Origin of the sequence: Aeromonas sp. SE22 (genome assembly GCF_038739755.1) — a bacterium.
In the GTDB taxonomy this organism is placed as follows: domain Bacteria; phylum Pseudomonadota; class Gammaproteobacteria; order Enterobacterales; family Aeromonadaceae; genus Aeromonas; species Aeromonas jandaei.
In genome coordinates this window covers 23,703-48,027 of record NZ_JBCGFD010000008.1, presented here as the reverse complement: position 1 = coordinate 48,027, position 24,325 = coordinate 23,703, and the positions used below count along the sequence as shown (strand labels likewise).

Here is a 24,325-nt window from a genome sequence, read left to right as displayed (position 1 = left end):
ATGCTGATCCGACTCTGGTGGCTGATCCGAAAAGAGCTGCAGGCCCTGATGGGCAATACTCAGGGGCGCTTTCTGCTCATCATGCCGGTGCTGCTGCAGACCGCCCTCTTCCCGTTCGCCGCCACTCTGGAGGTGACCGGCAACACGCTGGCCATCTACAACCAGGATGGCGGAGCCCAGAGCCGCGAGCTGCTGGAGCGCCTCACCCATATGCCCGCCTTCACTACCATCATTCCGGTGGCGGGCGAGGCGGGCATGACCGAGGCCATCACCGGGCAACAGGCACTGCTCGGGCTGATTATTCCGGGGGATTTCTCGCGCCGGCTGGCACGCGGCGAACCGGCCAAGGTGCAGCTGATCATCGACGGGCGCCGCTCCAACGGCGGTCAGGTGGCGGCTGGCTACATCAGTCAGGTGATCGCCCGCTGGCAAAGTGAGGGCAAGGGGCAACCCGAGCTGGCGGTACGCAACCTCTACAACCCCAACGTCGAATTCCACTGGCATATCCTGCCGGCGCTGGTGGCCATCATCACCACCACCGGCTGTCTGATTGTCACCGCCCTCTCGGTCGCGCGGGAGCGGGAAGAGGGCACCTTCGATCAGCTGCTGGTCTCCCCCCTCACCGCAGGCTGGATCATGGCGGGCAAGGCGGTGCCCGGCATTATGGTGGCGGTGGGACAAGGGTGCATAGTCGCGCTGGCCGCCCGTTTTGTCTTTCACCTCCCCTTTGCCGGCAGCCTCAGCCTGCTGATGGCGGGCATGGTCTGCTACGGGCTGGCACTGGCCGGGATCGGGCTCTTCATCTCCTCGTTCTGCTCGACCCAGCAGCAGGCCTTTCTCGGTGTCTTCTCCTTCACCGTACCGGCGGTGATCCTCTCGGGCTACATCTCGCCGGTGGAGAATATGCCGCAGGTGTTCCAGTGGCTGGCGGCCATCGACCCCCTCACCCACTTCATCGTGCTGCTCAAGGGGGTCTTCCTCAAGGGGTTTGACTGGTCGGCCGCCTGGCCCCTGCTCTGGCCGCTGCTCGCCATCGCCGGCGTCACTCTGTCGCTGGCGCTCGCCATGTTCCGCCACCATATCGCCTGACGCGCCACCTTGTTCAGCTGATGCCGGTCTCGCCCAGCGCGAGGCCGGCCATTTTCCGCCAGAAGTTTTCACTCCCCGGCCGTGGGTAAACCGGGCTTTCCCTCCACACCCCCTCACCCCGAGCCACCCCAGAAATCATCAACTGGTATACCTAATTTTGTATATCTTTGAATTTTATCGAATTACCCCTGACGAGATATATAAATAGACACTTGATTTGCATCAATTGCCCGCCCCGACTGACTGGGTAGCCTAGCCCCAGAATGATGTTTTATTACTCCAAACTAGAGGCAATCATGAGCAAAGTCAGACTGGTCGTTGTGGGCAACGGCATGGTGGGGCACCGCTTCATCGAAGAGTTGATCGAGCGGGCCGACCCGGGCCGCTACGAGATCACCGTCTTCGGTGCAGAACCCCGTCCCGCCTACGATCGCGTCCATCTCTCCTCCTACTTCTCCCATCACACCAGCGAAGATCTCTCCCTCGTCAAACCCGGCTTCTACGACAAGCACGGCATCCGCCTGCTGCTCGGCGAAGCGGTGAAAAAAATCGACAGGGCCAACCGCGAAGTGCACTCCAATAAGGGCACTGTGGTCGGGTACGACAAGCTGGTGCTGGCCACCGGCTCCTACCCCTGGGTGCCGCCCATTGCGGGCAGTCAGCACCACGAGTGCTTCGTCTATCGCACCATCGAGGATCTGAAAGCCATCCGCAGCGCCGCCAGGAGCGGCAAGAGCGGGGTGGTGATCGGTGGCGGCCTGCTTGGCCTCGAAGCCGCCGGCGCCCTCAAGGCACTGGGTCTCGAAACCCATGTGGTGGAATTTGCCCCTGTGCTGATGGCCGAGCAGCTCGACGGTCAGGGCGGCCAGCTGCTGCGCCGCAAGATTGAATCCATGGGCGTGCAGGTACACACCAGCAAGAGCACCAGCGAGATCCTGATGCATGGCGGCGAGCAGGCGAAACACCGCCTCGCCTTTGCCGACGGCAGCCAGCTGGAAGTGGACGTGGTGGTTTTCTCCACCGGCATTCGTCCGCAAGATACCCTCGGCCGTTACGGTGATCTCGTCATCGCCGAGCGCGGCGGCATCGTCATCGACGATCACTGTCTCACCTCCGACCCCGACATCTACGCCATCGGCGAGTGCGCCGCCTGGCAGGGCCGCTTCTTCGGGCTGGTGGCACCGGGCTACAAGATGGCCCAGATCACCGTCGACCATCTGCTCGGCGGCGACAGCCGCTTCGAAGGGGCGGACATGAGCGCCAAGCTCAAGCTGCTCGGCGTCTCCGTCGGCTCCATCGGCGATGCCCACGGCCGCACCCCGGGCAGCCACAGCTATGTATTTCAGGACGATCAGGCCGGCGTCTACAAGAAGATCGTGGTGAGCGAGGACAACAGCCGATTGCTCGGCGCCGTGCTGGTGGGTGACGTGGAAGATTACGGCAACCTGCTGCAGATGATGCTCAACGCCCTGCCGCTGCCGAGCCACCCGGACACCCTGATCCTGCCTGCCTACGCCGGTGCCAAGCCGACGCTGGGGGTGGATGCCCTGCCGGAAAGTGCCCAGATCTGCTCCTGCTTCGACGTCTCCAAGGGCGACATCGCCAAGGCGGTGGCCGAGGGGCACACCACCCTGGCCGCCATCAAGCAGCACACCAAGGCCGGTACCGGCTGCGGCGGCTGCGTGCCGCTCATCAGTCAGGTGCTCAACGCCGAGCTGGTGAAGCAGGGCATCGAGGTCAACAACCACCTCTGCGCCCACTTCCCCCACTCCCGTCAGGAGCTGTTCCATCTGGTCAAGGTGGAGGGGATCAAGAGCTTCGACGAGCTGCTGGCCAAGCACGGTCAGGGCTATGGCTGCGAGGTGTGCAAACCGACCGTCGGCTCCATCCTCGCCTCCTGCTGGAACGAGCATGTGCTGAGCCCGCGCAACATCCCGTTGCAGGACACCAACGATATCTTCCTCGGCAACATGCAAAAGGACGGCAGCTACTCCGTCATCCCGCGCATGGCCGGTGGCGAAGTGACTCCGGAAGGGCTGCTGGCGGTGGCCGAAGTGGCCCGCGACTACAAGCTCTACACCAAGATCACCGGCGCCCAGCGCATCGGCCTGTTCGGGGCTCAGAAGGATGATCTGCCCGCCATCTGGCGCAAACTGCTGGCAGCCGGATTCGAGACCGGTCAGGCCTACGCCAAGGCGCTGCGCATGGCCAAGACCTGCGTCGGCAGCACCTGGTGCCGCTTCGGCGTGCAGGACAGCGTCGGCCTCGGGGTCTTCCTCGAGAACCGCTACAAGGGCATTCGCACCCCGCACAAGATGAAGTTCGGCGTCTCCGGCTGTACCCGCGAATGTGCGGAAGCCCAAGGTAAGGATGTCGGCATCATCGCCACCGACGCGGGCTGGAACCTCTATGTGGGCGGCAACGGCGGCATGAAGCCGCGCCACGCCGATCTGCTGGCGTCTGACCTCGACCGCGAAACCCTCATCAAGCTGATCGACCGCTTTATGATGTTCTACGTCACCAGCGCCGACAAACTGCAGCGCACCTCGGTCTGGCTCGGCAATCTGGAAGGGGGCGTCGACTACCTGCGCGAGGTGATCGTCGACGACAAGCTGGGGCTGGCCGAGACCCTGGAGCGCGATATCCAGACCCTGATCGACAGCTACGAGTGCGAATGGTCGCGCACCCTCAACGAAGAGGAGGCACTCAAGCGATTCAGCCACTTCATCAACAGCGACAAGCGCGATCCGGACGTTCAGTTCGTCGCCGAGCGCGACCAGCATCGACCGGCGACCCCGGCCGAGCGCATCCCCGTCTACCAGATCGAGGTGGAGACCAAATGATGAAACTTGCCTGCCAACTCAACGACATCCTGCCGGGAACCGGCGTCTGCACTCTGATCGAGGGTCGTCAGATCGCCCTGTTCCGCCCGAGCGCGGCCGCCGAAGTGTTCGCCATCGACAACCGGGATCCCTTCTTCGCCGCCAACGTGCTGTCGCGGGGCCTGATCTGCGAACACGACGGCGAGCTCTGGGTCGCCAGCCCGCTCAAGAAGCAGCGCTTTCGCCTGAGCGATGGCCACTGTTTCGACAACCCTGCGATGTCGGTTCAAAGCTACCCCGTTGAAGTACGCGACCAGCAGGTCTGGGTCGCCGTCTAAAGCCAAATTCACTCTCTTTCGGGCTGCCAGAGAGCAGCCCTTTCAAGGACTCACTAGATGTACACGGAAACCATCAACAAGTGCGCCGCCAACGCGGCCCGCATCAACCGCTTCGAGCGCAGCGACAAGCTCGGCTTCTGGCTCAGCTCCGCCATGGCGGGGGCCTATGTGGGCCTCGGCATCATCCTCATCTTCACCCTCGGCAATCTGGTGGATCCCGCCATCCGGCCGCTGGTGATGGGGGCCACCTTCGGCATCGCCCTGACGCTGGTGATCATCGCCGGCTCCGAGCTGTTTACCGGCCACACCATGTTCCTCACCTTCGGGGTGAAGACGTGCAAAATCACCATGGCCGACCTGCTGCGCATCCTGCCGCAGACCTGGGCCGGCAACCTGATTGGCTCCATCGTGGTGGCGCTCATCTACTCCTACGGCGGCAGCCTGCTGCCGGACGCGGGCAGTCTGGCCCACAAGGTGGCGCTGGCCAAGACCCAGGCACCGGCGCTGACCCTGTTTATGAAGGGGATCCTCTGCAACTGGCTGGTCTGCCTCGCTATCTGGATGGCACTGCGCACCGAGGGTGCCGCCCGCTTCATTGCCATCTGGTGGTGCCTGCTGGCCTTCATCGCCTCCGGCTACGAGCACTCCATCGCCAACATGACCCTGTTCGCCCTCTCCTGGTTCGGTGCCCACTCGGATGCCTACACCCTGAGCGGCATCGGCCACAACCTGCTGTGGGTGACCCTCGGCAACACCGTCTCCGGCGCCCTCTTTATGGGCCTCGGCTACTGGTATGCCACCCCCAAGGCTGAGCGCCCGGTCGCGGTGAGCGAAACCACCAGCACCGCCAACCAGACCAGAACCGCCTGATCAGGAGGCCCCATGGACTACTTGCCCATCTTTTGCCGACTCGACAACAAACCCGTGCTGCTGGTCGGCGGTGGCGAGGTGGCGGAGCGCAAGGCGCGCCTGCTGCTGGATGCCGGTGCCCACCTCACCGTGGTCGCGCCCAAGCTCGACCCCGAGCTGGCGGAACTGGCTGCCAACGGCAGCATCGAGTGGCTGGCCGATGAATTCACACCGGCGCAACTGGCGGGCAAGTGGCTGGTGGTGGCCGCCACCGATCGGCGCGAGGTGAATGCGCTGGTTTACCAGAGCGCCAACCGGGCGCGGATCTTTGCCAACGTGGTGGATGACCCGAAGCGCTCCAGCTTCATCATGCCGTCGATCATCGACCGCTCGCCGCTGATGGTGGCCATCTCCTCCGGCGGCAAGGCACCGGTGCTGGCCCGGCTGCTGCGGGAAAAACTGGAAGCCCTGCTGCCCCAGCATCTGGGTGCCGTCGCGACCTTCGCCGGCAGCCTGCGGGAGCGGGTCAAGGCGCGCTTCGCCAGCATGGGGGAGCGGCGTCGCTTCTGGGAGCGGCTGCTCGGGGCCGACCGGCTCGGTCAAGCGCTGGCGCGCGGTGATAGCGCCTCCGCCAATCAGCTGGCCGACAACCTGTTTGCCGACGAATGCAACACCGCTGGCGAAGTAGTGCTGGTGGGAGCCGGCCCCGGCGATCCTGGCCTGCTCACCCTGCACGCCCTGCGCCAGATGCAGCAGGCCGACGTGGTGGTCTATGACCGGCTGGTCTCGGACGAGGTGATGGCACTGGTGCGCCGCGACGCCAAGCGCATCTTCGTCGGCAAGCAGGCGGGCAACCACTGCGTGCCGCAGGAGGGGATCAACCAGCTGTTGCTGGAGGAGGCGAAGAAGGGCCAGCGGGTGGTGCGGCTGAAGGGGGGTGACCCCTTTATCTTCGGCCGTGGCGGCGAAGAGCTGGAGACGCTAGTTGGTACTGGGATTGGCTTGCAGGTAGTGCCGGGGATCACCGCGGCCAGCGGCTGCGCCGCCTACGCCGGCATTCCGCTCACTCACCGCGATCACGCCCAGAGCGTCCGCTTCGTTACCGCGCACGGCAAGGGAGGCGCCCGGGATCTCGACTGGCCGCTGCTGGCCAAGGACAAACAGACGCTGGTCTTCTACATGGGGCTCTCATCCTGCGCCACTATCCGCGAGCAGCTGCTGGCCCACGGCAAGGGGGGCGACACTCCGGTGGCGCTGATCGAGCGCGGCACCCAACCCTGCCAGCGGGTCATTCGCGGCACCCTCGACCAGTTGCCCGCGCTGGCGATGGGGGTCGAGAGCCCGGCCCTCATCATGGTGGGATCTGTGGTGACCTTGGCGGACCAGCTTGCCTGGTTTGGTGAGGCACCACAGGCTCAGCGAGCCCTCGCCTGACCATTTGAACCTGTCCGTCACCCGATCCCGGCCGAGCAACCGTCTCACCGGGATCGGGCGATGGCCATGGCTGGCAATCTGTGAGCATTGAAACAGGCTGAAGGGATCAATCCACTCGCTATAAGTTAAAGTTGGGCCAAGCAGGGAAAATCCATAAATTAAATTTATACTGAGTCATTTCCCCCCCCAAACCGTCCTCCTCCTGCCATTGCGCCTGCGCCAAGCCCTCGCCCGATCTCTGCCGGATAAATCTCTGCACCACTGCGCGCCGTCATAACCTGTTGTTTTAAGTCTGGTATCCTATGGCTATTCGGCCCTATGGCCACCAGCTCAGGAACCTCTCCATGTCTCTTCCCATCAAAAACAGCGCCAGGCAGCGTGCGGAAGACAGATCCCGCATTCTCACCCTGCTGCTGCGCGATGACGCCCTCACCGACAGCCTGCTCGATCCGCAGGCGGTGCAGGATGCCGAACAGCGCGACCAGACCAGCGAGCTGACCCGGCTGGTCAACAGCCTGCCCGCCGCCGACGTCGCCGATGCGCTGGAGTCGCTGCCGCCGGATGAGCGCCATGTGTTGTGGGCGCTGGTGAGTGAAGAGAAGCGCGGTCAGACTCTGGTCGAGGCGTCGGAGACGGTGTGGGACAGCCTCATCAGCGGCATGAGCGACAAAGAGCTGCTCGATGCCCTGCGCACCCTCGACATCGACGATCAGATCTATCTGGGCCAATACCTGCCCCGCAACCTGATGGGACGGCTGCTTACCTACATGGCCCCCGCCGACCGGGATCGGGTGCGCGAGGTGATCCGCTACGGCAAGCACACCGTCGGCGCCATGATGGATTTCGAGATCATCACCATCCGCCCCGAGGTGACGCTCGCCACCGTCCAGCGCTATCTGCGCCTGCGCGGCAAGATCCCCGCCAACACCGACAAGCTGTTCGTCATCGACCGGCGCAACCACCTGCTGGGGGAGCTGCCGCTCACCACGGTGCTGCTGCACAAGCCGGATACCCGGGTGAATGCGGTGATGGAGCAGGACCCGGTCACCTTCGATCCGGAGGATAACGACGAAGCGGCCGCCCGCACCTTCGAGCGGGATGACCTGCTCTCCGCCGCCGTGGTGGATGGCAAGGGCAAGCTGATGGGCCGCCTCACCGTCGAAGAGGTGGTGGATCTGGTCTATGAGGAGAGCGACACCGACCTGCGCCGGATGGGGGGTATCAGTGAAGAGGAGGATGTGTTCGCCCCTGTCTCCAAGGCGGTCAAGACCCGCTGGGCCTGGCTTGCCATCAATCTCTGCACCGCCTTTGTCGCCTCGCGGGTGATCGGCCTGTTCGAGCACACCATTTCGCAACTGGTAGCACTGGCGGCCCTGATGCCCATCGTCGCCGGGATCGGCGGCAACACCGGCAACCAGACCATCACCATGATAGTGCGGGCGCTGGCGCTGCAGCACATTCAGGCGGGCAACCTCTCCTTCCTGCTGCTGCGCGAACTCGGGGTGGCGCTGATCAACGGGCTGGTGTGGGGCGGCACCATGGGGGTGGCGACCTTCCTGCTCTATCAGGATGCGGCGCTCGGCGCCGTGATGACCCTGGCCATGGTGCTCAACCTGCTGGTGGCGGCGCTGATGGGGGTGATTATCCCCATGACCATGAACCGGCTCGGCCGCGATCCGGCCGTAGGCGCCAGCGTGATGATCACCGCCATCACCGACACCGGCGGCTTCTTTATCTTCCTCGGTCTGGCGACCCTGTTCCTGCTCTAAACCCGCGCAAGAAAATCCCCTCCTCTGCATACAAAAAGCCCCGGCATAGCCGGGGTGAAAACGGAGAGGAAAACTACAGGTAAAAATTATTTCTTCTTTTCCGCAACCAGCATAAAGCCATCCATCTCAGGGAAACCGATCACTAGCTGATCTCGCCCTTCAACGCTAAATGCTGTGGTATATGCTGTGACCGTTTCAGCCTTCGCCAATGCCATAGTCCAACGCATTTCAAGCACGCTCTGAACTTTTGCCTCGTCGAACACACAAACACCCTTATCCGGTGACTTCAGGTTGAAAGTCAGCTTGTTGAGGCCTTTAGTCGGCTTGTCTCCCTTACCAATCAGAGTGCAGCCTGCAGCAGGCATTTCAATCAGAACGCTCAATTTACCATCAGCGGCAATTGCGGTTTCGAGATTGCCGGTCATGGCATAGCTAAAACCCTGATCATCCTTGCTAACCCAGAGAGCAGGCTCAACTGACTTTGTCCCACCAACTATTGGATTGAGCGCTATCATTCCCTCCCACTGCGGGTAGAGCGGAGATTTGGTTGTACCAAACTCGATCCCTGTACGACGGAAATCAAAGACCCAGCGTTTGACTTCTTTATCTTGAGAATCACGCACGGACTGATCTTTGAAAGAGATTAAGTTATGGTCATTACTCGAATTATCGCCAGCAGGTAATCCACCGCTTTCTTGGAACCGCTCAGAATTGCGGGTCAGCACGACAGGGTAAAAGTCTTTGTCTTTCGGCAGCTGTTGGGCTGCCTTACCAACCCACTGGCTTGCCGTGACAACCCCCTTATCGTTGTTATCAACCCAAACACCCCAACGCTGCTCGATATCGCTTTTCGGGTAGATCAACGCCACACCATCCAGACCGGACAGCATTCTTAATGGAGACTTTTCACTGGTACCACTCAGCAGCTGAGCCTGATACAAACCGGCTTCTTGCATGATCAACGGATCACGCTTGGCAATACTGTTGGCGGCTTTTTCGCCATCACAAGCAGACAGTGCTGCAGTGCAGGCCAGACCAGCAGCGCCTTGTTACACATTCTCATGGTTGTTGTTCCTTGCGATTGCTTTGTAATTAGAGGTGCAATAAATCGGCGCTGAATTTAATTGAGAGGTCACTCGGCAGTCGAATGGAGATCTGTAACCAACCATTACAGACGAGCCAAAAGGCCACAAAAAAATCCAGTTACCCCACCCTTTTTTTAGCGAAACCGCAGCAATACAAGACGTCACGCATGGCGAGCCAAAATTGGAAAAAACCGCCAAATCAGTCCCATAGCTCTATTGATAGGAGCCATCTTAGCCGGGAGTGTTAGCAGGCTCACATCCACCCTCTTTGGTCGCCGATAAAATGCCCGATGCTGGCAATTCCCATAACAAAGAGAACCCTACCCATGAAAACCACTCTCAAATTGAGCGCAGTGGCCGTTATTCTTTTGCTGTCCGGCTGCAACGACAACAACTCTCAGGCTCCCAGTGACGTCAACCTGAGGCTGATAGAGACCTCGGATATCCACTCCAACCTGCTGGGTTATGACTACTACCAGAACAAGCCGGATGCCTCACTCGGCTTCTCCCGTACTGCAGTTCTGATCCGCAAGGCGCGCGAGGAAAACGCCAACAACCTGCTGATCGATAACGGCGATCTGATTCAGGGCACCCCGCTGGCCGACTACATCCACGACCAGCAGGTCAAGCAGCAGTGGCTGAGCAAGCAGACCCACCCCGCCATCAAGGCGCTGAACACCCTGAACTATGATGTCGGCAACCTGGGTAACCACGAATTCAACTTCGGGCTCGATTTCCTCGCTGCGACGCTCAAGGGGGCCAACTACCCCTATATCAACGCCAACGTCTTCGAGGCCGATGCCTTCAGTCGCGATGGCAAGGGCACCATCGACTGGAGCAAGCAGAAGTTCAAACCCTACGTGCTGCTTGATCGTCAGGTGAAAGATGCCAACGGCAACAACCAGACCATCAAGGTTGGCGTACTCGGCCTGACCCCGCCCCAGATCACCCAGTGGGACAAGCGCAATCTGGAGGGCAAGGTAGTGGTGGCCGATATGGTCGAGACTGCCGAGCACTATGTGCCCGAGATGCAGGCCAAAGGTGCCGACATCGTAGTGGTGGTCGCTCACACCGGCATCATTGGCGACCCGCGCGAACCGCTGATGGAGAACGCCGCTCTGCCGCTGGCCAAGGTGAAGGGGGTCAACGCCCTGCTGCTGGGCCATGCCCACCGCACCTTCCCAGGCGATTACCCCAACATGACCGATGTGGACAACGACAAAGGCACCCTGGCGGGCGTACCGGCTGTCATGCCCGGCGTATGGGGCAACCACCTCGGCATCATCGACCTGCATATGACCTGGCAGGATGGTCGCTGGCAGGTCAGCTCCAGCCAGGCACAGCTGCGCAAGATCGACAGCAGCGCCACCAGCGTGGAAGATCAGGCGGTGGTCGATCAGGTCATCACCGAACACGAGCAGGCCAACCAGTGGCTGGACGAGCCCCTCAGCAAGATTACCCAACCCATCCACAGCTTCTTTGCGCTGGTACAGGATGACCCCTCCATCCAGATCGTCAGCGATGCCCAGCTCTGGCACGCCAAGAAGTTGCAGCAGGATGGTCAGCTCAAGGAGAAGTGGCCGATCCTCTCCGCCGCCGCACCGTTCCGCGGGGGCCGCAATGGCCCGACCGATTTCACCTATGTGCCGGCGGGCAATATCTCCCTGCGCAATGTGGCCGACCTCTATGTCTACCCCAACACCCTGCAGGTCGTGGCCATCAACGGTGCCACCGTCAAGGAGTGGCTGGAGAAGAGCGCTGTCCAGTTCAACAAGATCGACCCTGCGAATACAGCAACCCAGTGGCTGGTCAACGAGAAGTACCGTACCTACAACTTCGATGTCATCGACGGGGTCAACTACAAGGTTGATGTGACCAAGGCAGCCCGCTACGACGTGGATGGCAACAAGGTGAGCGACAGCTACCGCATCACCGATCTCACCTATCAGGGGCAACCGGTCGATCCGGCCCAGATGTTCTATGTGGTGACCAACAACTACCGCGCCAGCGGCGGTGGCAACTTCCCGGGCATCAACAGCAAGGTGATCGTCCATGAAGATCCCTTCGAAACACGCGAAGTACTCTCCGAGTATCTGAAGCTGCTGGCCACCAACAATCCGGGCGGCTTCACGCCAGCGGCAGACAACAACTGGCAGCTGGCCCCTCTGCCCGGCACGCTGGATCTGCGTATCTACAGCTCTCCGCGCAGCGAGGCGCAAGCCCTGACCGGCGGCAAGCTGAACTATGTGGAGACCCTGCCGGCCAGCGATCCCAAGCACCCCGGCTTTGGTGTCTACAAGCTGGTTCCCTGATTCAGAAACCAGCCATCAGGCCAAGCCCCCTCCCGTATGAGGGGGCTTTTTTATTTCCAGCCCACCCGGCAAGGCGGCCGTACTATCCGCGCCACAGCAGCCATAAAAAGACAGGCCCACCGAAGTGGGCCTGTTGTTATCTGGGTGGTCGGGAATATCGCGCTAAGGAACGCTACTCCCGCTCCTTCACATAGGGTGTACCAAGTGCCTTCGGCGCCACGGCGCGGCCGATAAAGCCGGCCAGCAGGAACACGGTCAGGATGTAGGGCAGTGCCTCGATGGCCTGTACCGGGATCGGGAAGTCGCCGATGGTCACCCCTTGCAGACGGATGGCGACCGCATCGAGGAAGCCGAACAGCAGGCAGGCTGCCATGGCATTCCAGGGGCGCCACTTGCCGAACACCAGCGCCGCCAGCGCCATAAAGCCCTTGCCCGCACTCATGTTGGGGATGAATTGGGCCGTCTGGGCTACCGCCAGATAGGTGCCACCGATACCGGCCAGCAGGCCGCCGATGATGAGCGCGGTGTAGCGCATCCGCACCACCGAGATACCGGCGGTATCGACCGCAGCCGGCGCCTCGCCCACCGCCCGCAGCCGCAGACCGAAGCGGGTACGGAACATCACCCACCAGGCCAGCGGCACGCAGGCGAACGCCACGTACTCCAGCAGGGAGTGGCCGCTCAAGAGCTCGCTGTAGAGCTGGCCAATCACCGGCACATCGTAAAGCTCCTTGGCATAGGGGAAGTCGATGGGAGCAAAGCGGGCATCGCCGGAGAGCGCCGGCGTCTGGCCACCCTGATCGAACCAGTAACGACCCAGCGTCACGGTCAGACCGGCCGCCAGAATGTTGATGGCCATCCCGCTCACCACCTGATCACCGCGGTGGGTGATGGTGGCAAAGCCGTGCATCAGGGCAAACAGCACCGAGATGGCAATCCCGGCACCCAGTCCCACCCAGGCGGAACCGGAGACCGCTGCCGCCGCACCACTGGCGAACGCCGCCGCCAGCAGTTTGCCTTCCAGCGCGATGTTGACCACCCCGGAGCGCTCGCAGAACATGCCGGCCATGGCGGCCAGAATGAGGGGCGGCGCGGTACGGATGGTGGCATCCAGCATCAGGATCAGAATTTCAAACATGATCAGGCCCCCTTGACTTGCGCAGAGCGGTTGGCAAACGCCAGATAGAGCTGCTCGATGCGCGGACGCATCATGTGCTCAAGGGCGCCACAGAACAGGATCACCAGACCCTGCAACACCACGACGATGTTGCGGTCGACACCGAACTCGAAGCTGAGCTCGGCGCCCCCCTGATAGAGGAAACCGAACAGCAGGCTGGCGATGATGACGCCAACCGGGTGGTTACGCCCCATCAGCGCCACCGCGATACCGGTGAAGCCGAACCCTTCCACGAAGTTGAGCTTGATCTGGTGCAGCTCACCCTGCAGCACGTTGAGGGCGAAGAAGCCCGACAGCATGCCGGAGATGACCATGGCCAGGATCACCACCTTGGGATAGGAGATACCGGCGTAGGCGGAGGCACTCTGGCTGGCGCCGACCGAGCGGATCTCGTAGCCCCAGCGGGTGTGCCAGATAAAGACCCACACCAGCGCCGCACAGATCAGCGCCCAGAAGAAGCTGATGTTGAGCGGGCTGTTCGGCATCTCGACGCCAAACAGGCTCGCCAGCCCGGTCATCTTGGGCAGCCAGCTCGCTTCGGCGAAGACCCGGCTCTCGGTTGCCATCGAACCGGGCGGCTTGAACACCTCCACCAGCAGATAGGCCATCAGCGAGGCGGCGATGAAGTTGAACATGATGGTGGTGATAACGATGTGGCTGCCGCGCTTGGCTTGCAGCCAGGCCGGAATAAAGGCCCAGGCCGCACCGAACAGACCACCGGCAACGATGGAGAGCGGCAACAGCAGGGAGAACGGCAGCACATCGCCGAGGGTCAGACAGACCAGACCGACACCCAGACCACCGATATAGGCCTGCCCTTCACCGCCGATGTTGAACAGACCGGCGTGGAAGGCGACCGCTACCGACAGACCGGTGAAGATAAAGCCGGTTGCATAGTAGAGGGTAAAGCCAAACCCTTCACCGGTGCCGAACGCGCCGTACCACATAATCTTGGCGGCATCGACCGGGTTGATCTCGAGGTAGTAGAACAGGATGGCCGACACTAGGAAGGCCAGCAGGATGTTGACCGCAGACACGACGCCCACGGAGACCCAGGCAGGAATACGTACTTGGCTCATCAGTGGGCCTCCTTGGCAACTTCATCCGGCACTATGTTGGCCATCATCAGGCCGATAGTGCGCTCGTCCGCTTTGGCGGCATCCAGCTCGCCGACGATGCGACCGTCGGCAATAACCAGAATGCGGTCAGAGAGACTCATGATCTCGTCCAGTTCGACCGAGACCAGCAGCACCGCCTTGCCCTTGTCGCGCATGGCGATGATCTGCTGGTGGATATACTCGATGGCGCCGATATCGACCCCGCGGGTCGGCTGGCCGATCAACAGCACATCCGGGTCCTGCTCCACTTCACGGGCGATCACCAGCTTCTGCTGGTTGCCACCGGAGAAGTTGGCGGTCTTGTGGTCGGGATGGGGCGGGCGCACGTCCCACTTCTCCATCTTGGCCTGGCAATCCTGCTGGATCGCCTCCTTGTTCTGCAGCCACCCCTTGTTGTATTGCGGACGGCGGTGATAACCGAGGATAAAGGCCTCTTTCGCCTCGAAGCGGTTGATGAGACCCATCTTGTGGCGATCTTCCGGCACATGGCCGAGGCCGAAGTTGCGCACCATCTCGGGATCGGCTGCCTGCTCGGCGCTCACCTTGTGCACGCCGCTGCGGCTGCTGATGGTAAAGCCGCCCTTGCTCGGCTTGATGATGCCGCCAAGCAGGCTGAGCAGCTCGGACTGGCCGTTGCCGGAGACCCCGGCAATGCCGACCACTTCACCGGCGCGCACCTCGAAGCTGACCGATTTGACCCGCTCCACCTTGCTGGCGTCGAAGTAGCTGAGCCCCTCGACCTTCAGCTTGGCTTCGCCCGGCTGGGTCGGCCCCTTGTCGACCTTGAGGCGCACCTTGCGGCCCACCATCAGTTCGGCCAGCTGCTCCTTGTCGGTATCCTTGGTAGCAACGTGCGCCACCATCTCGCCGCGGCGCATGATGGAGACCTGATCCGTGATGGCCAGTATCTCGCGCAGCTTGTGAGTGATGAGGATGATGGTAGCCCCCTGATCCCGCAGCTTCTCCAGCACCTTGAACAGGTGATCCGCCTCTTGCGGAGTCAGTACCCCGGTCGGCTCGTCGAGGATCAGGATGCGGGCACCGCGATAGAGCGCCTTGAGAATTTCGACCCGCTGTTGCAGGCCCACCGGCAGATCTTCCACCTTCTCGTGCAGTGGCACTTCGAGACCATAGTCCCGCGCCAGCTCGCCGAGCAGCTTCTCTGCCGACGCCACGCTCTGCTGAAGGTGCCAGCCATTTTCAGCGCCGAGGATGACGTTTTCCAAAACCGTAAAGTTGTTCACCAGCATGAAGTGCTGGTGCACCATGCCCACGCCTGCGGCAATCGCATCTTGTGAACCGTGGGGTTTGAAAGGATTCCCGTCGATGAACATCTCGCCTTTATCGGCATGGTAGAAGCCGTAAATGATGCTCATCAGGGTGGATTTACCGGCGCCGTTTTCGCCAACGATGCCGTGAATACTGCCTTTCCGAACCTTAAGGTCGATCAGCTTGTTGGCGTACACTTCGCCGAACCGCTTATCGATACCTCTTAATTCGATGGCATAGCGATCTGTCTGGTCCATGATGCAGCCCTGCGTTTCATGAAATAAGACTGTAAAAACCGGCCCGTGCGGGCCGGTCGGTGCGTTGAGAGTCGTAGCAGCAACTATCTAATTAGTATTTGCAGGTATTGTCGCTCATGTAGTCATGAACCTTGACCTTGCCTGAAATAATCTCGGCCTTGATGGCATCCACCTTGGCTTTCATCTCCGGGGTGATCAGCTTCTCGTTGTCCTTGTCGAGCGCCCAATCCACACCGCCTTCGGCCAGACCCAGGTTCTTGATACCCGGTTTCCACTGGCCTTTGGCCGCGTCATCCCAGGTTTGGTAGGCAGCCAGACCCACAGACTTGACCATGGAGGTCAGCATGGTGCCCGGTTGCAGGTGGTTCTGGTTGGAGTCTACGCCGATGGCAAACTTGCCGCTGTCCTTGGCAGCCTGATAGACACCGATACCGGTACCGCCGGCTGCGGCGTAAACCACGTCAGCGCCTTTGGCGAACTGGGACTTGGCCAGCTCGGCACCCTTGGCCGGGTCAGCAAACGCGGCCGGAGTGGAGCCTGCCATGTTCTGGAACACTTCGATCTTCGGATTGACGTACTTGGCACCCTGCTCGTAGCCGCACTCGAACTTGCGGATCAGCGGGATGTCCATGCCACCCACGAAACCGACCTTGCCGGTTTTGGAGGCGATGGCAGCCAGTGCGCCCACCAGGAAGGAACCTTCATGCTCCTTGAAGATGACGGACTGGACGTTCGGCTTGTCGACCACCATGTCGATGATGGTGAACTGGGTTTTCGGGAATTCGGTCGCAACCTTCTCTACCGCAGAACCCATGTTGAAGCCGACCGCCACGATCGGGCCGTTGCCACGGCTGGCCAGACGACGCAGACCCTGCTCGCGCTGGGCTTCGTTCTGGGGCTCAAACTCTTTGACCTTTACCCCTTTGTCCTTGTTGTAAAGCTCGACGCCGTTACGGAACACGGCTTCGTTGAATGATTTGTCGTACTTGCCCGCGGTGTCATAGATCACGGCCGGCTCGGAAGCAGCCTGAGCAGAGAGAGCAGCGAGAGTGAGGGAGGCCACGGTGGCCAGTTTGAGCACTTTAGTCACGATCGTATCCTTGATTGTTATTAAGTGAGGGAACTTGCTTGCCCGCCGAAGCGGGTCATCTAGCACGCAGGGTTACTCTAAGTCAGCCCCGGTGCGGGTCAAGCAAATGATAAGGGAAAAACGTTTGCGTTAACGGTTTGAATTATAAGCAAATAACCTTATAAGCAGTTGTTTTTTAGCTGCTTTTCAGTTGTTTATGCTGACAATTCAGAGACCCAAACGACATTTCTCTTATTGTTCAATTGGTTACTCTAAACCGTTTTCCCCGGTTGGGCATCCGCCCCACCCATCGCCCCGTGATCCGGCTCGCAAAATAACCGCACGGCGCGCCATCCGGCCGCTGGCTACAGCTGGAAACCATCCCCTCCCCACAACCATTTTACCGACCAGAAACCGGCGCAGCCGCCCTGCCTGACTCCCCTCGCCTGCCCGTCGTGCGGAGTTTGCAGTTGGTCTGACGGGGGGATGGCCGTATAATCGCCGCCTGTATAAATAAACAGGAGTGGTGATGGACGTTTCAACCCTGCTCGACGGGCTCAACGACAAGCAAAGAGATGCCGTTGCGGCGCCCCGCAGCAACCTGCTGGTGCTGGCCGGTGCCGGTTCGGGCAAGACCCGGGTACTGGTGCACCGTATCGCCTGGCTGATGCAGGTGGAACGCTGTTCACCCTTCTCCATCATCGCGGTCACCTTTACCAACAAGGCGGCGGCCGAGATGCGCGGCCGGGTCGAGAAGGTGATCGGCGACGGCGTGCGCGGCATGTGGATCGGCACCTTCCACGGCATCGCCCACCGCCTGCTGCGGGCCCACCATCTGGATGCGGGCTTGCCGCAGGATTTCCAGATCCTCGACTCCGACGACCAGTACCGGCTGATCCGCCGGGTGCTCAAGGCGCTCAATCTGGACGAGAAGCACTGGGCTCCGCGCGCCGTGATGGGCTACATCAACGGCAAGAAAGATGAAGGCTTGCGCCCCGGCGACATCGACCTCTACGGCGACCCCGTCACCCGCACCTATCAGCAGATCTACAAGACCTATCAGGAGACCTGCGATCGCTCTGGACTGGTGGACTTTGCCGAGCTGCTGCTGCGTGCCCACGAGCTGTGGCTCAACAAACCGCACATCCTCGAGCACTACCGCGACCGCTTCCAGAACATCCTGGTGGACGAGTTTCAGGATACCAACGGCATCCAGTACGCCTGGCTGCGGATGCTGGCGGGCAACAGCGGCAAGGTGATGATCGTCGGCGACGATGACCAGTCCATCTACGGCTGGCGCGGCGCCAAGATCGAGAACATCCAGCGCTTCCTGACCGACTATCAGGGGGCCGAGACCATTCGCCTCGAACAAAACTACCGCTCCACCGCCAATATTCTGAAAGCCGCCAACAGCGTCATCGCCAACAACGCCGAGCGCCTTGGCAAGGAGCTGTGGACCGAAGGGGCCGAGGGCGAGCCGATTTCGCTGTACGCCGCCTTCAACGAGGTGGACGAAGCGCGCTTCGTGGTCGGCCGCCTCAAGGATTGGAAGGAAAAGGGCGGCCTCCTGGCCGACTGCGCCATCCTCTATCGCTCCAACGCCCAGTCGCGGGTGCTGGAAGAGGCGCTGATGCAGGATGCCATGCCCTATCGCATCTACGGCGGCCTGCGCTTCTTCGAGCGGCAAGAGATCAAGGACGCCATGGCCTACCTGCGGCTTATCAACAACCGTGGTGACGACGCCAGCTTCGAGCGGGTGGTCAACACCCCGACCCGCGGCATCGGCGATCGCACCCTCGAGATCCTGCGCGGCAACGCCCGCGATCAGGGGCTCAACCTGTGGCAGTCGGCCAAGGCGCTGCTCAATGACAAGGTACTGACCGGTCGCGCTGGCAACGCGGTGCGCGGCTTTGTCGAGCTGATCGACGCGCTGGAGGAGCAGGTTTCCATGCTGCCGCTGCACCAGCAGGCGGATATCGCCATCCAGAACTCCGGCCTCAAGGCGATGTATCTGGCGGAAAAGGGCGAGAAATCCCAGGCGCGGGTAGAGAACCTGGACGAACTGGTCACCGCCTGCCGCCAGTACCAGCGCCCGGACGAGCTGGAAGATATGAGCGATCTCTCCGCCTTCCTCGCCCACGCGGCGCTGGAGTCCGGCGAGAATCAGGCCGACGAATATGCCGATGCGGTGCAGCTGATGACCTTGCACAGCGCCAAGGGCTTGGAGTTCCCGCTGGTGCTGCTGGTCGGCGTCGAGGAAGGGATGTTCCCCAGCCAGCAATCGACCGAGGAGTCGGGCCGGCTGGAAGAGGAGCGCCGCCTCTGTTACGTCGGCATGACCCGCGCCATGGAGAAGCTCTACATCTGTTATGCCGAGAGCCGCCGCATCTACGGCCGCGAGATGTTCCACAAGCCGAGCCGCTTTATCCGCGAAATGCCCGCCGAGTGTCTGGAAGAGATCCGGCTGCGCACTCAGGTCAGCCGCCCCACCCAGTACGGCCGCTTTAGCCAGAACGAGGTGCAGCAAAGCTTCGACGCCAGCGGCATCAAGCTCGGCCAGCGGGTGCTCCATCCGAAATTCGGGGAAGGGGTGGTACTCAACTTCGAAGGGGTCGGCCAGCAGAGCCGGGTGCAGATCCAGTTCGACGACGTCGGCGCCAAGTGGCTGGTGACGGCATATGCCAGATTGGAAGCGCTCTGATTTTTCCCGTTCTTGATGCAATCAACCCGGCTTAGGCCGGGTTGGTTTTTATCTAGCGTTCATAGCGATAGTTTTAATGACGCGATCGTCCGAATACGCTTCGCTATTCGAACCTACGGAGTTTTTAAATTTCCATTTCCACGGAGTAGATAATGAATAGTGAATTACGTTTCGAACGCTGGCTTAAAGTATCAATTGGATTGATCAGGTTTGAGCCTTTTTTAATGAGCCTTGTGCAAAATCTTGGCGAAATGGATGCAAACCTATGCAAGATAGATTTTGAGTTGGTTCAAAAATACAAGAATGGTGGTGATGCCAATAACGATTATGACTTGATACAACGTCATCTTACACATTCTTATTTATGGATTTTGGGGGCGTATGAGGTTGTGCGAACGCTAACTCAGCTCCTTAAAGAACAAAAAAGTGATGACCCAGTAGTAGTATTGCATCGATTCCAGGATGCAAGAACCCGATTCGCGCGTTTGCGAATACCACTGGCAAAACTGGAACCAGCTAGAGACTACAAGAAAACAGACTTCCAGATATCGTATCCAGGCTTTGATTATGATGTCGGTATAGCTTGGCAAGTTAATGAAGATATGGTGATTTCTCGACAAGAACTTTCTGATTTATTTTTAGACACGTTGGAATTCATGCGTACCTTAAAGATAAATAGGTCTGTAGGTTCGATTAGCGAAGCGTAATCGGACGATCGCGTAAGACGTTCGCGTAATCGGACACTAACAACGGAACAACCCTTTTAGAGGTTTACTCCAATCCCCCCAACGCCCCATCCACCGACCCGCACCAATCCGGTGGATAGACGCCACTCGCCACGTAACGATGGAAGGTGGAATATGGCCAATCGGCCACCCGCGTGACATGACCATGTTTGAGCGGGTTTATATGGACGTAATCCATATGGTGGCGGTAATCCTGCTCATCCCGGATCAGGTGTTCCCAATAATGGCGTTGCCAAATGCCCCGCTCCCCGTGGCGTAACCGGGTCTGGCTGCGCCGCTCGTTTACCGGCAAGGCGCGGGAAAAGTGGCTTTTGATCAGCCGCCAACGCAGGGGGAAATCGGTGTCCCCCTCCGGCAAAGAGAGAATGCAGTGGAGATGGTCGGGCAACACCACCCATGCATGAATGGCGAAGGGGTGAGCCTGTTGCACCTTGGCAACACTTTGACGCAGCAGGTCGATCTGCTCCACCAGCAGCCGGTTGTTGCGCCGCTCCAGCAGGTTGACGGTGAAGAACCAGGCTCCTCCGGGCCACCATGCCCGCCGCCAATTGGCCATCCTTTTCCCCTCGTTGAGACCGAAAAGCCAAGCATAGTCTTGCCTCACGTCGATCTGCTTGCGGGTCGTGATGGTGCGGATGTTCCATTGCGCGATCGTCCGATTACGCTTCGCTAATCGAACCTACATATCCCTTTTACTTCGAGCCATTCCCGTTATCTCAAATCGGCCATTGCCCTCCAGCGCCCCACTGGGGGCCAAACGGGGCGTGTGGCTTGCCGCCTGCCTGTATAAGACAAAACGATGGCATTTTCGCAAAACCTATAAATTAAATTTATACAAACCGTTTTGGCTGTCACTCAGGCTCGGGGCTGTCATCACAGGCGCCAACAAGGGGTTGGCCGATCGATCCATAGGGTGGTGAGAGGGGATGGGTTAGCGGGCGGATGATAGCGGCGGCCAGTGGGTGGCAAGCAATGCCCTCACCCCAGCCCTCTCCCGCAAGACGAGGGTGCAACCCCGGTCAGCTCGTGACAACCGATTCCCTCACCCCGACCCTCTCCCACAGGGCGAGGGAGCAACAACAGCAAGATGACTAGCGGTGATAGACGGGGAGCATTCGGTGTGCAGCGGCAGAGAGAGTGGCCAAACGAGATGGCGGCAATAGAGGAAGGGAGATCAGAAACCCGGCCGTCAGGCGTGGCGGCCGGGTGAATTGTAAAGAGTAGGGTGACAGGGAAAGGGATCAGCCTAGTCTAATCAACTCGATGGGGGCGTAGCGCTCACCGGAGTTTGCCAGCAGCACGCACTTCTCGTGCTCCGCCTGATAGGGAGTCATGTTGTCGGTATGAGCCTCTTTCAGGAAGTCGACGGCGCCGGTGGCGGCAATCATGACACGCTGACCCTGGTTCAGCACATTTCGGTTCCGGTCATAGATCTTCATTACACTCTCCTTTTCTTGTACCCGGGTGGGTGCTCCGGGCAGCGGGATCAGCCTACGCCTCTGAAAAAAGGTGATTTATGTCACAGATCAAAAAAGGGACAGAGAGGGACTCACAGGGCGAAAAAGTCAGCGTTGCAGCGACCGCCCCCTGCGTTGGCCCGGCTGGCTATCACGCGCGCGGATATCGCTCGCCACCCCGTCGTGCCAAGCTGAGGGGAAATTGGTACGACGGCGCCACCGGAGAGGATGATGTCACTGCTGCAACTGCTCGACGACCTGCTCGACCTTGTCGATTTCATTACCGACTTCCCGCGCTTCTGGCGGGTCTATGTGGGGCTTCTCTGCACCCTTGGCGCTTGTGCTCTGGTTGCCCGCACCCGGGATTCGCCCGACGGGCTGGAGTTCGTGTTCGGCGTCATTGTGGTGCTTGGCATCGGCCTGACCCTGCTCTGGCAGCGCGCCGCCCGCTGATCGCCACCTCCTGTCGTATCACAGACCCCTGCCCCGCTCTTTTGTGCGCGCCGGGCTCGAACCCGGCAGCGGTTGGGGTATATTGGTGGCCGATTAGCCAGTCTCATTCACCGTGGCCGCGCACGCGGGCCGCTGTTTCAACAAGATGGAGAGTGCTCATGAATCGCGATATCACCGCCCAGTTCATCAAGATGCTGACCAATCTGGATCACTGTCTGGCCAAGGCCGAGGCCCATGCCGCGGCGAAGCAGTTCAACGTGGACAACTTCTTCGGCGATCGGCTGATCGTCGATATGCTGCCTTTCAGCAAGCAGGTGCTGATCTGCTGCGATGCAGCCCGCTCCGTGGTCGCCACCGCCAGCCACAGCGAGCTGCCGGCCATGGGCGATGAGCCCAAGACCATCGCGGATCTGCGCGCCCATATCGGCAAGACCATCACCTATCTGCAAGGCAAGCTGGACGCGGACTACAGCCAGTACGCCAGCGGTCGCTACGTGCCCCACTGGGCGGGCGGCAAGGGGATGGATGGCCATACCTGCGTCCATGAGTACGGCATTCCCAACTTCTACTTCCACCTCACCATGGCCTACGCCCTGCTGCGCCGCGCCGGGGTCGATCTCGGCAAGCGCGACTATCTGGGCGGGCTCAATATGCAATAAGGTCGCCCCGACCAGAATGAAGAGAGCCTGCCATCTGGCAGGCTCTTTTTGTTGCAAGCGGCTGGCGAGCGGGTGAATCCCCGGCCCGCCACCGGCCATTAAGCGGGGATATCCGGTTCCACCAGCGCCACCAGCTGGGTCAGCGACTCCTGCCAGCCGAGATAGCACATCTCCAGCGGGATGGCGGCGGGGATCCCCTCCTGCACCACCGCCAGCTCGCTGCCGCAGCTCACCGCGGTCAGGATGATGGAGACATGGATCACCCCGGCGAGACCGGGCTCATCGAAGCGATCGGTGTAGCGAATCCGCTCGCCCGGCACCAGTTCGAGGTATTCGCCGCCGAAGGTCTGGCTATGGCCGCTGGCGAAGTTGGTGAAGGACATCCGGAACGAGCCGCCAACCCGGGCATCCAGATGCTCCACCTGACAGGTAAAACCGTGGGGCGGCAGCCATTTGGCCAGCGCCTGCGCCTCGGTAAAAGCCCGATAGACCCGCATCGGCGGCGCCTTGATGACGCGATGAAGTCGCACTGTTCCTGTTGTCATGTTCACCTCCTTGCTGGATTGAGTCCCAAAGGATAGTCGCCAGCGCGAAAAGCCACCCCATCGGATGGCCATCACTCTGCGCTAGAAGGGGCCGTTACTCTCGCGCAGCTTGTCGGGCAGACCGTCGTGATCGCCCAGCTCGCGTGCGGGTACGTCGTCCCAGTGCAGCTTGCCGAGGGTGATGTTGCGCTCGGGATGGACGGCGTAGTGGATGCGGTTATCCTCCCGGTCGGTATCGCCGATGCAGAGCAGGCGGACAATCTCTTCGGTGTTGTTGATAAAGGCGTGGGCCAGCCCGTCACCGGCCTTGAAGCCGACCGAATCGCCCGGTTGCAGCCGATAGAGCACGCCATCGAGCCAGACATCGGGGGTGCCTTCCAGCACGTGGACGAACTCGTCCTCGGTCTTTTCGGCGTGGGGCCAGCTGGTGCGATGGCCGGGCTCGACGATCTCGTGGTGGATGCCGATGCGGCTGAAGCCAAAGTGCTTGCCGAGGGCGCAACCGCGCGACAGGGGCTCCTGACTGCCGGAGTAGTAGCGCGGCTCCTGCTCTTGCAGCTCGCTCCAGTGTTTGATGCAGGGGTGGCGGTTCATAGTGGTTCCTTATGATGCTATGAGGGGCAGTTAGAAAGGGCCGTTGCGCTCGCGCAGCCGGTCAGGCAGCCCATCGTGAGCACCCAGCTCCCGCTCGGGCACGTCATCCCAATGGCGTGCACCAATCTGGCGGTTGTACTCGGGGTGCAAGGCATAGTGGATGCGGTTGTCGGCGCGATCCCGATCACCTACGCAGAGCAATCGCACCGGCTCATCGGTATTGTTGATAAAGGTGTGGGCCAGCCCGTCACCGGCCTTGAAACCGACCGAGTCGCCCGGTTGCAGCCGATAGAGCACGCCGTCGAGCCAGACATCGGGGGTGCCTTCCAGCACGTGGACGAACTCGTCCTCGGTCTTTTCGGCGTGGGGCCAGCTGGTGCGGTGGCCGGGCGCCACCAGCTCGTGGTGAATACCGATGCGGCTAAAGCCAAAGTGCCTGCCCAGTGCGCTGCCGAGGGACATCTGTTCCTGACTACCGGGATAGCATCCCGGCTCCGGCTCTTGCAGCTCGCGCCAGTGTTTGATGTTGGGGTGACGGGTCATAGCGATTCCTTTTCTATGAGGGGGTGGTCACGGAAGGGT

21 protein-coding genes are annotated in these 24,325 nt (G+C 60.8%); 11 read left to right on the top strand and 10 right to left on the bottom strand.

Annotated features, from left to right (window positions below):
• From AAHA39_RS13525 to mgtE, 6 genes are all read left to right on the top strand, one after another.
• On the top strand, nt 1–1,089 hold the full coding sequence (locus tag AAHA39_RS13525; RefSeq protein WP_320656262.1) for an ABC transporter permease: 1,089 nt from the start codon (nt 1–3) through the stop codon (nt 1,087–1,089).
• Between the two features lie 296 nt (nt 1,090–1,385).
• Nucleotides 1,386–3,932 (top strand): nitrite reductase large subunit NirB, encoded by a 2,547-nt coding sequence (nirB, locus tag AAHA39_RS13520; protein WP_320657149.1) that lies wholly within the window; start codon nt 1,386–1,388, stop codon nt 3,930–3,932.
• On the top strand, nt 3,932–4,249 hold the full coding sequence (gene nirD / locus AAHA39_RS13515) for a nitrite reductase small subunit NirD (protein ID WP_320657151.1): 318 nt from the start codon (nt 3,932–3,934) through the stop codon (nt 4,247–4,249). The genes nirB and nirD overlap by 1 nt, the downstream gene beginning before the upstream one ends.
• 57 nt (nt 4,250–4,306) lie before the next feature.
• Nucleotides 4,307–5,119 (top strand): nitrite transporter NirC, encoded by an 813-nt coding sequence (nirC, locus tag AAHA39_RS13510; protein ID WP_320657148.1) that lies wholly within the window; start codon nt 4,307–4,309, stop codon nt 5,117–5,119.
• Between the two features lie 12 nt (nt 5,120–5,131).
• Complete coding sequence (cysG, locus tag AAHA39_RS13505; protein ID WP_320657147.1) at nt 5,132–6,532, top strand: siroheme synthase CysG; 1,401 nt, start codon at nt 5,132–5,134, stop codon at nt 6,530–6,532.
• A gap of 344 nt (nt 6,533–6,876) precedes the next feature.
• Nucleotides 6,877–8,301 (top strand): magnesium transporter, encoded by a 1,425-nt coding sequence (gene mgtE, locus AAHA39_RS13500; protein ID WP_041209780.1) that lies wholly within the window; start codon nt 6,877–6,879, stop codon nt 8,299–8,301.
• A gap of 86 nt (nt 8,302–8,387) precedes the next feature.
• Here the strand turns inward: mgtE and AAHA39_RS13495 are convergent, their stop codons facing one another.
• Nucleotides 8,388–9,257: a hypothetical protein gene (locus AAHA39_RS13495; protein WP_320657146.1), complete on the bottom strand. Its 870-nt coding sequence runs from the start codon at nt 9,255–9,257 to the stop codon at nt 8,388–8,390.
• Nucleotides 9,258–9,712: 455 nt separating this feature from the next.
• Between AAHA39_RS13495 and AAHA39_RS13490 the strand changes: the two genes are divergently transcribed.
• Nucleotides 9,713–11,698 carry a bifunctional 2',3'-cyclic-nucleotide 2'-phosphodiesterase/3'-nucleotidase gene (locus AAHA39_RS13490; RefSeq protein ID WP_320657145.1) on the top strand — a complete coding sequence of 662 codons (1,986 nt, stop codon included), beginning with the start codon at nt 9,713–9,715 and terminating at the stop codon, nt 11,696–11,698.
• Nucleotides 11,699–11,870: 172 nt separating this feature from the next.
• Here the strand turns inward: AAHA39_RS13490 and AAHA39_RS13485 are convergent, their stop codons facing one another.
• The 4 genes from AAHA39_RS13485 to AAHA39_RS13470 all read right to left on the bottom strand — a co-directional run bounded on the left by AAHA39_RS13485 (nt 11,871) and on the right by AAHA39_RS13470 (nt 16,609).
• Nucleotides 11,871–12,836 carry an ABC transporter permease gene (locus AAHA39_RS13485; protein ID WP_033115673.1) on the bottom strand — a complete coding sequence of 322 codons (966 nt, stop codon included), beginning with the start codon at nt 12,834–12,836 and terminating at the stop codon, nt 11,871–11,873.
• A gap of 2 nt (nt 12,837–12,838) precedes the next feature.
• Nucleotides 12,839–13,954: an ABC transporter permease gene (locus AAHA39_RS13480; protein ID WP_041209784.1), complete on the bottom strand. Its 1,116-nt coding sequence runs from the start codon at nt 13,952–13,954 to the stop codon at nt 12,839–12,841.
• A complete protein-coding gene (locus AAHA39_RS13475) occupies nt 13,954–15,519 on the bottom strand; it encodes an ABC transporter ATP-binding protein (RefSeq protein ID WP_071913910.1) in 1,566 nt (521 codons plus the stop codon). Before AAHA39_RS13475 ends, AAHA39_RS13480 begins: the two co-directional genes overlap by 1 nt.
• A gap of 91 nt (nt 15,520–15,610) precedes the next feature.
• Nucleotides 15,611–16,609, bottom strand: coding sequence for a BMP family lipoprotein (locus AAHA39_RS13470; protein WP_033115676.1), 999 nt, complete (start codon nt 16,607–16,609; stop codon nt 15,611–15,613).
• Between the two features lie 508 nt (nt 16,610–17,117).
• On the opposite strand from AAHA39_RS13470, the gene uvrD reads away from it, so the two are divergent.
• Both uvrD and AAHA39_RS13460 read left to right on the top strand, forming a co-directional pair.
• Nucleotides 17,118–19,289 (top strand): DNA helicase II, encoded by a 2,172-nt coding sequence (gene uvrD, locus AAHA39_RS13465; protein WP_139410479.1) that lies wholly within the window; start codon nt 17,118–17,120, stop codon nt 19,287–19,289.
• 152 nt (nt 19,290–19,441) lie between these two features.
• A complete protein-coding gene (locus AAHA39_RS13460; protein WP_156854390.1) occupies nt 19,442–19,996 on the top strand; it encodes a hypothetical protein in 555 nt (184 codons plus the stop codon).
• A 64-nt stretch (nt 19,997–20,060) separates the two neighbouring features.
• On the opposite strand, the gene AAHA39_RS13455 is transcribed toward AAHA39_RS13460, so the two are convergent.
• Both AAHA39_RS13455 and ydfZ read right to left on the bottom strand, forming a co-directional pair.
• On the bottom strand, nt 20,061–20,591 hold the full coding sequence (locus AAHA39_RS13455) for an REP-associated tyrosine transposase (RefSeq protein ID WP_320657144.1): 531 nt from the start codon (nt 20,589–20,591) through the stop codon (nt 20,061–20,063).
• Between the two features lie 685 nt (nt 20,592–21,276).
• Entirely contained in the window at nt 21,277–21,474 is a 198-nt protein-coding gene (gene ydfZ / locus AAHA39_RS13450) for a putative selenium delivery protein YdfZ (RefSeq protein WP_005357022.1), read from the bottom strand.
• Between the two features lie 246 nt (nt 21,475–21,720).
• Between ydfZ and AAHA39_RS13445 the strand changes: the two genes are divergently transcribed.
• Entirely contained in the window at nt 21,721–21,945 is a 225-nt protein-coding gene (locus AAHA39_RS13445) for a hypothetical protein (protein ID WP_320657143.1), read from the top strand.
• Nucleotides 21,946–22,103: 158 nt separating this feature from the next.
• Nucleotides 22,104–22,604 carry a DUF1993 domain-containing protein gene (locus tag AAHA39_RS13440; RefSeq protein ID WP_041209789.1) on the top strand — a complete coding sequence of 167 codons (501 nt, stop codon included), beginning with the start codon at nt 22,104–22,106 and terminating at the stop codon, nt 22,602–22,604.
• Between the two features lie 98 nt (nt 22,605–22,702).
• Here the strand turns inward: AAHA39_RS13440 and AAHA39_RS13435 are convergent, their stop codons facing one another.
• From AAHA39_RS13435 to AAHA39_RS13425, 3 genes are all read right to left on the bottom strand, one after another.
• Complete coding sequence (locus AAHA39_RS13435; protein WP_104016115.1) at nt 22,703–23,149, bottom strand: SRPBCC family protein; 447 nt, start codon at nt 23,147–23,149, stop codon at nt 22,703–22,705.
• Between the two features lie 81 nt (nt 23,150–23,230).
• Nucleotides 23,231–23,743, bottom strand: coding sequence for a cupin domain-containing protein (locus AAHA39_RS13430; protein ID WP_156854398.1), 513 nt, complete (start codon nt 23,741–23,743; stop codon nt 23,231–23,233).
• 30 nt (nt 23,744–23,773) lie between these two features.
• Nucleotides 23,774–24,286 (bottom strand): cupin domain-containing protein, encoded by a 513-nt coding sequence (locus AAHA39_RS13425; RefSeq protein WP_071913902.1) that lies wholly within the window; start codon nt 24,284–24,286, stop codon nt 23,774–23,776.
• Nucleotides 24,287–24,325: the final 39 nt, after the last annotated feature.

Excerpts from the sequence above, each read along its gene's own strand:
- AAHA39_RS13525 (WP_320656262.1), top strand. The coding sequence starts at position 1 with ATGCTGATCCGACTCTGGTGGCTGATCCGAAAAGAGCTGCAGGCCCTG.
- nirB (WP_320657149.1), top strand. The coding sequence starts at position 1,386 with ATGAGCAAAGTCAGACTGGTCGTTGTGGGCAACGGCATGGTGGGGCAC.
- nirD (WP_320657151.1), top strand. The coding sequence starts at position 3,932 with ATGAAACTTGCCTGCCAACTCAACGACATCCTGCCGGGAACCGGCGTC.
- nirC (WP_320657148.1), top strand. The coding sequence starts at position 4,307 with ATGTACACGGAAACCATCAACAAGTGCGCCGCCAACGCGGCCCGCATC.
- cysG (WP_320657147.1), top strand. The coding sequence starts at position 5,132 with ATGGACTACTTGCCCATCTTTTGCCGACTCGACAACAAACCCGTGCTG.
- mgtE (WP_041209780.1), top strand. The coding sequence starts at position 6,877 with ATGTCTCTTCCCATCAAAAACAGCGCCAGGCAGCGTGCGGAAGACAGA.
- AAHA39_RS13495 (WP_320657146.1), bottom strand. The coding sequence starts at position 9,257 with ATGCAAGAAGCCGGTTTGTATCAGGCTCAGCTGCTGAGTGGTACCAGT.
- AAHA39_RS13490 (WP_320657145.1), top strand. The coding sequence starts at position 9,713 with ATGAAAACCACTCTCAAATTGAGCGCAGTGGCCGTTATTCTTTTGCTG.
- AAHA39_RS13485 (WP_033115673.1), bottom strand. The coding sequence starts at position 12,836 with ATGTTTGAAATTCTGATCCTGATGCTGGATGCCACCATCCGTACCGCG.
- AAHA39_RS13480 (WP_041209784.1), bottom strand. The coding sequence starts at position 13,954 with ATGAGCCAAGTACGTATTCCTGCCTGGGTCTCCGTGGGCGTCGTGTCT.
- AAHA39_RS13475 (WP_071913910.1), bottom strand. The coding sequence starts at position 15,519 with ATGGACCAGACAGATCGCTATGCCATCGAATTAAGAGGTATCGATAAG.
- uvrD (WP_139410479.1), top strand. The coding sequence starts at position 17,118 with ATGGACGTTTCAACCCTGCTCGACGGGCTCAACGACAAGCAAAGAGAT.
- AAHA39_RS13460 (WP_156854390.1), top strand. The coding sequence starts at position 19,442 with ATGAATAGTGAATTACGTTTCGAACGCTGGCTTAAAGTATCAATTGGA.
- AAHA39_RS13455 (WP_320657144.1), bottom strand. The coding sequence starts at position 20,591 with ATGGCCAATTGGCGGCGGGCATGGTGGCCCGGAGGAGCCTGGTTCTTC.
- ydfZ (WP_005357022.1), bottom strand. The coding sequence starts at position 21,474 with ATGAAGATCTATGACCGGAACCGAAATGTGCTGAACCAGGGTCAGCGT.
- AAHA39_RS13445 (WP_320657143.1), top strand. The coding sequence starts at position 21,721 with ATGATGTCACTGCTGCAACTGCTCGACGACCTGCTCGACCTTGTCGAT.
- AAHA39_RS13440 (WP_041209789.1), top strand. The coding sequence starts at position 22,104 with ATGAATCGCGATATCACCGCCCAGTTCATCAAGATGCTGACCAATCTG.
- AAHA39_RS13435 (WP_104016115.1), bottom strand. The coding sequence starts at position 23,149 with ATGACAACAGGAACAGTGCGACTTCATCGCGTCATCAAGGCGCCGCCG.
- AAHA39_RS13430 (WP_156854398.1), bottom strand. The coding sequence starts at position 23,743 with ATGAACCGCCACCCCTGCATCAAACACTGGAGCGAGCTGCAAGAGCAG.
- AAHA39_RS13425 (WP_071913902.1), bottom strand. The coding sequence starts at position 24,286 with ATGACCCGTCACCCCAACATCAAACACTGGCGCGAGCTGCAAGAGCCG.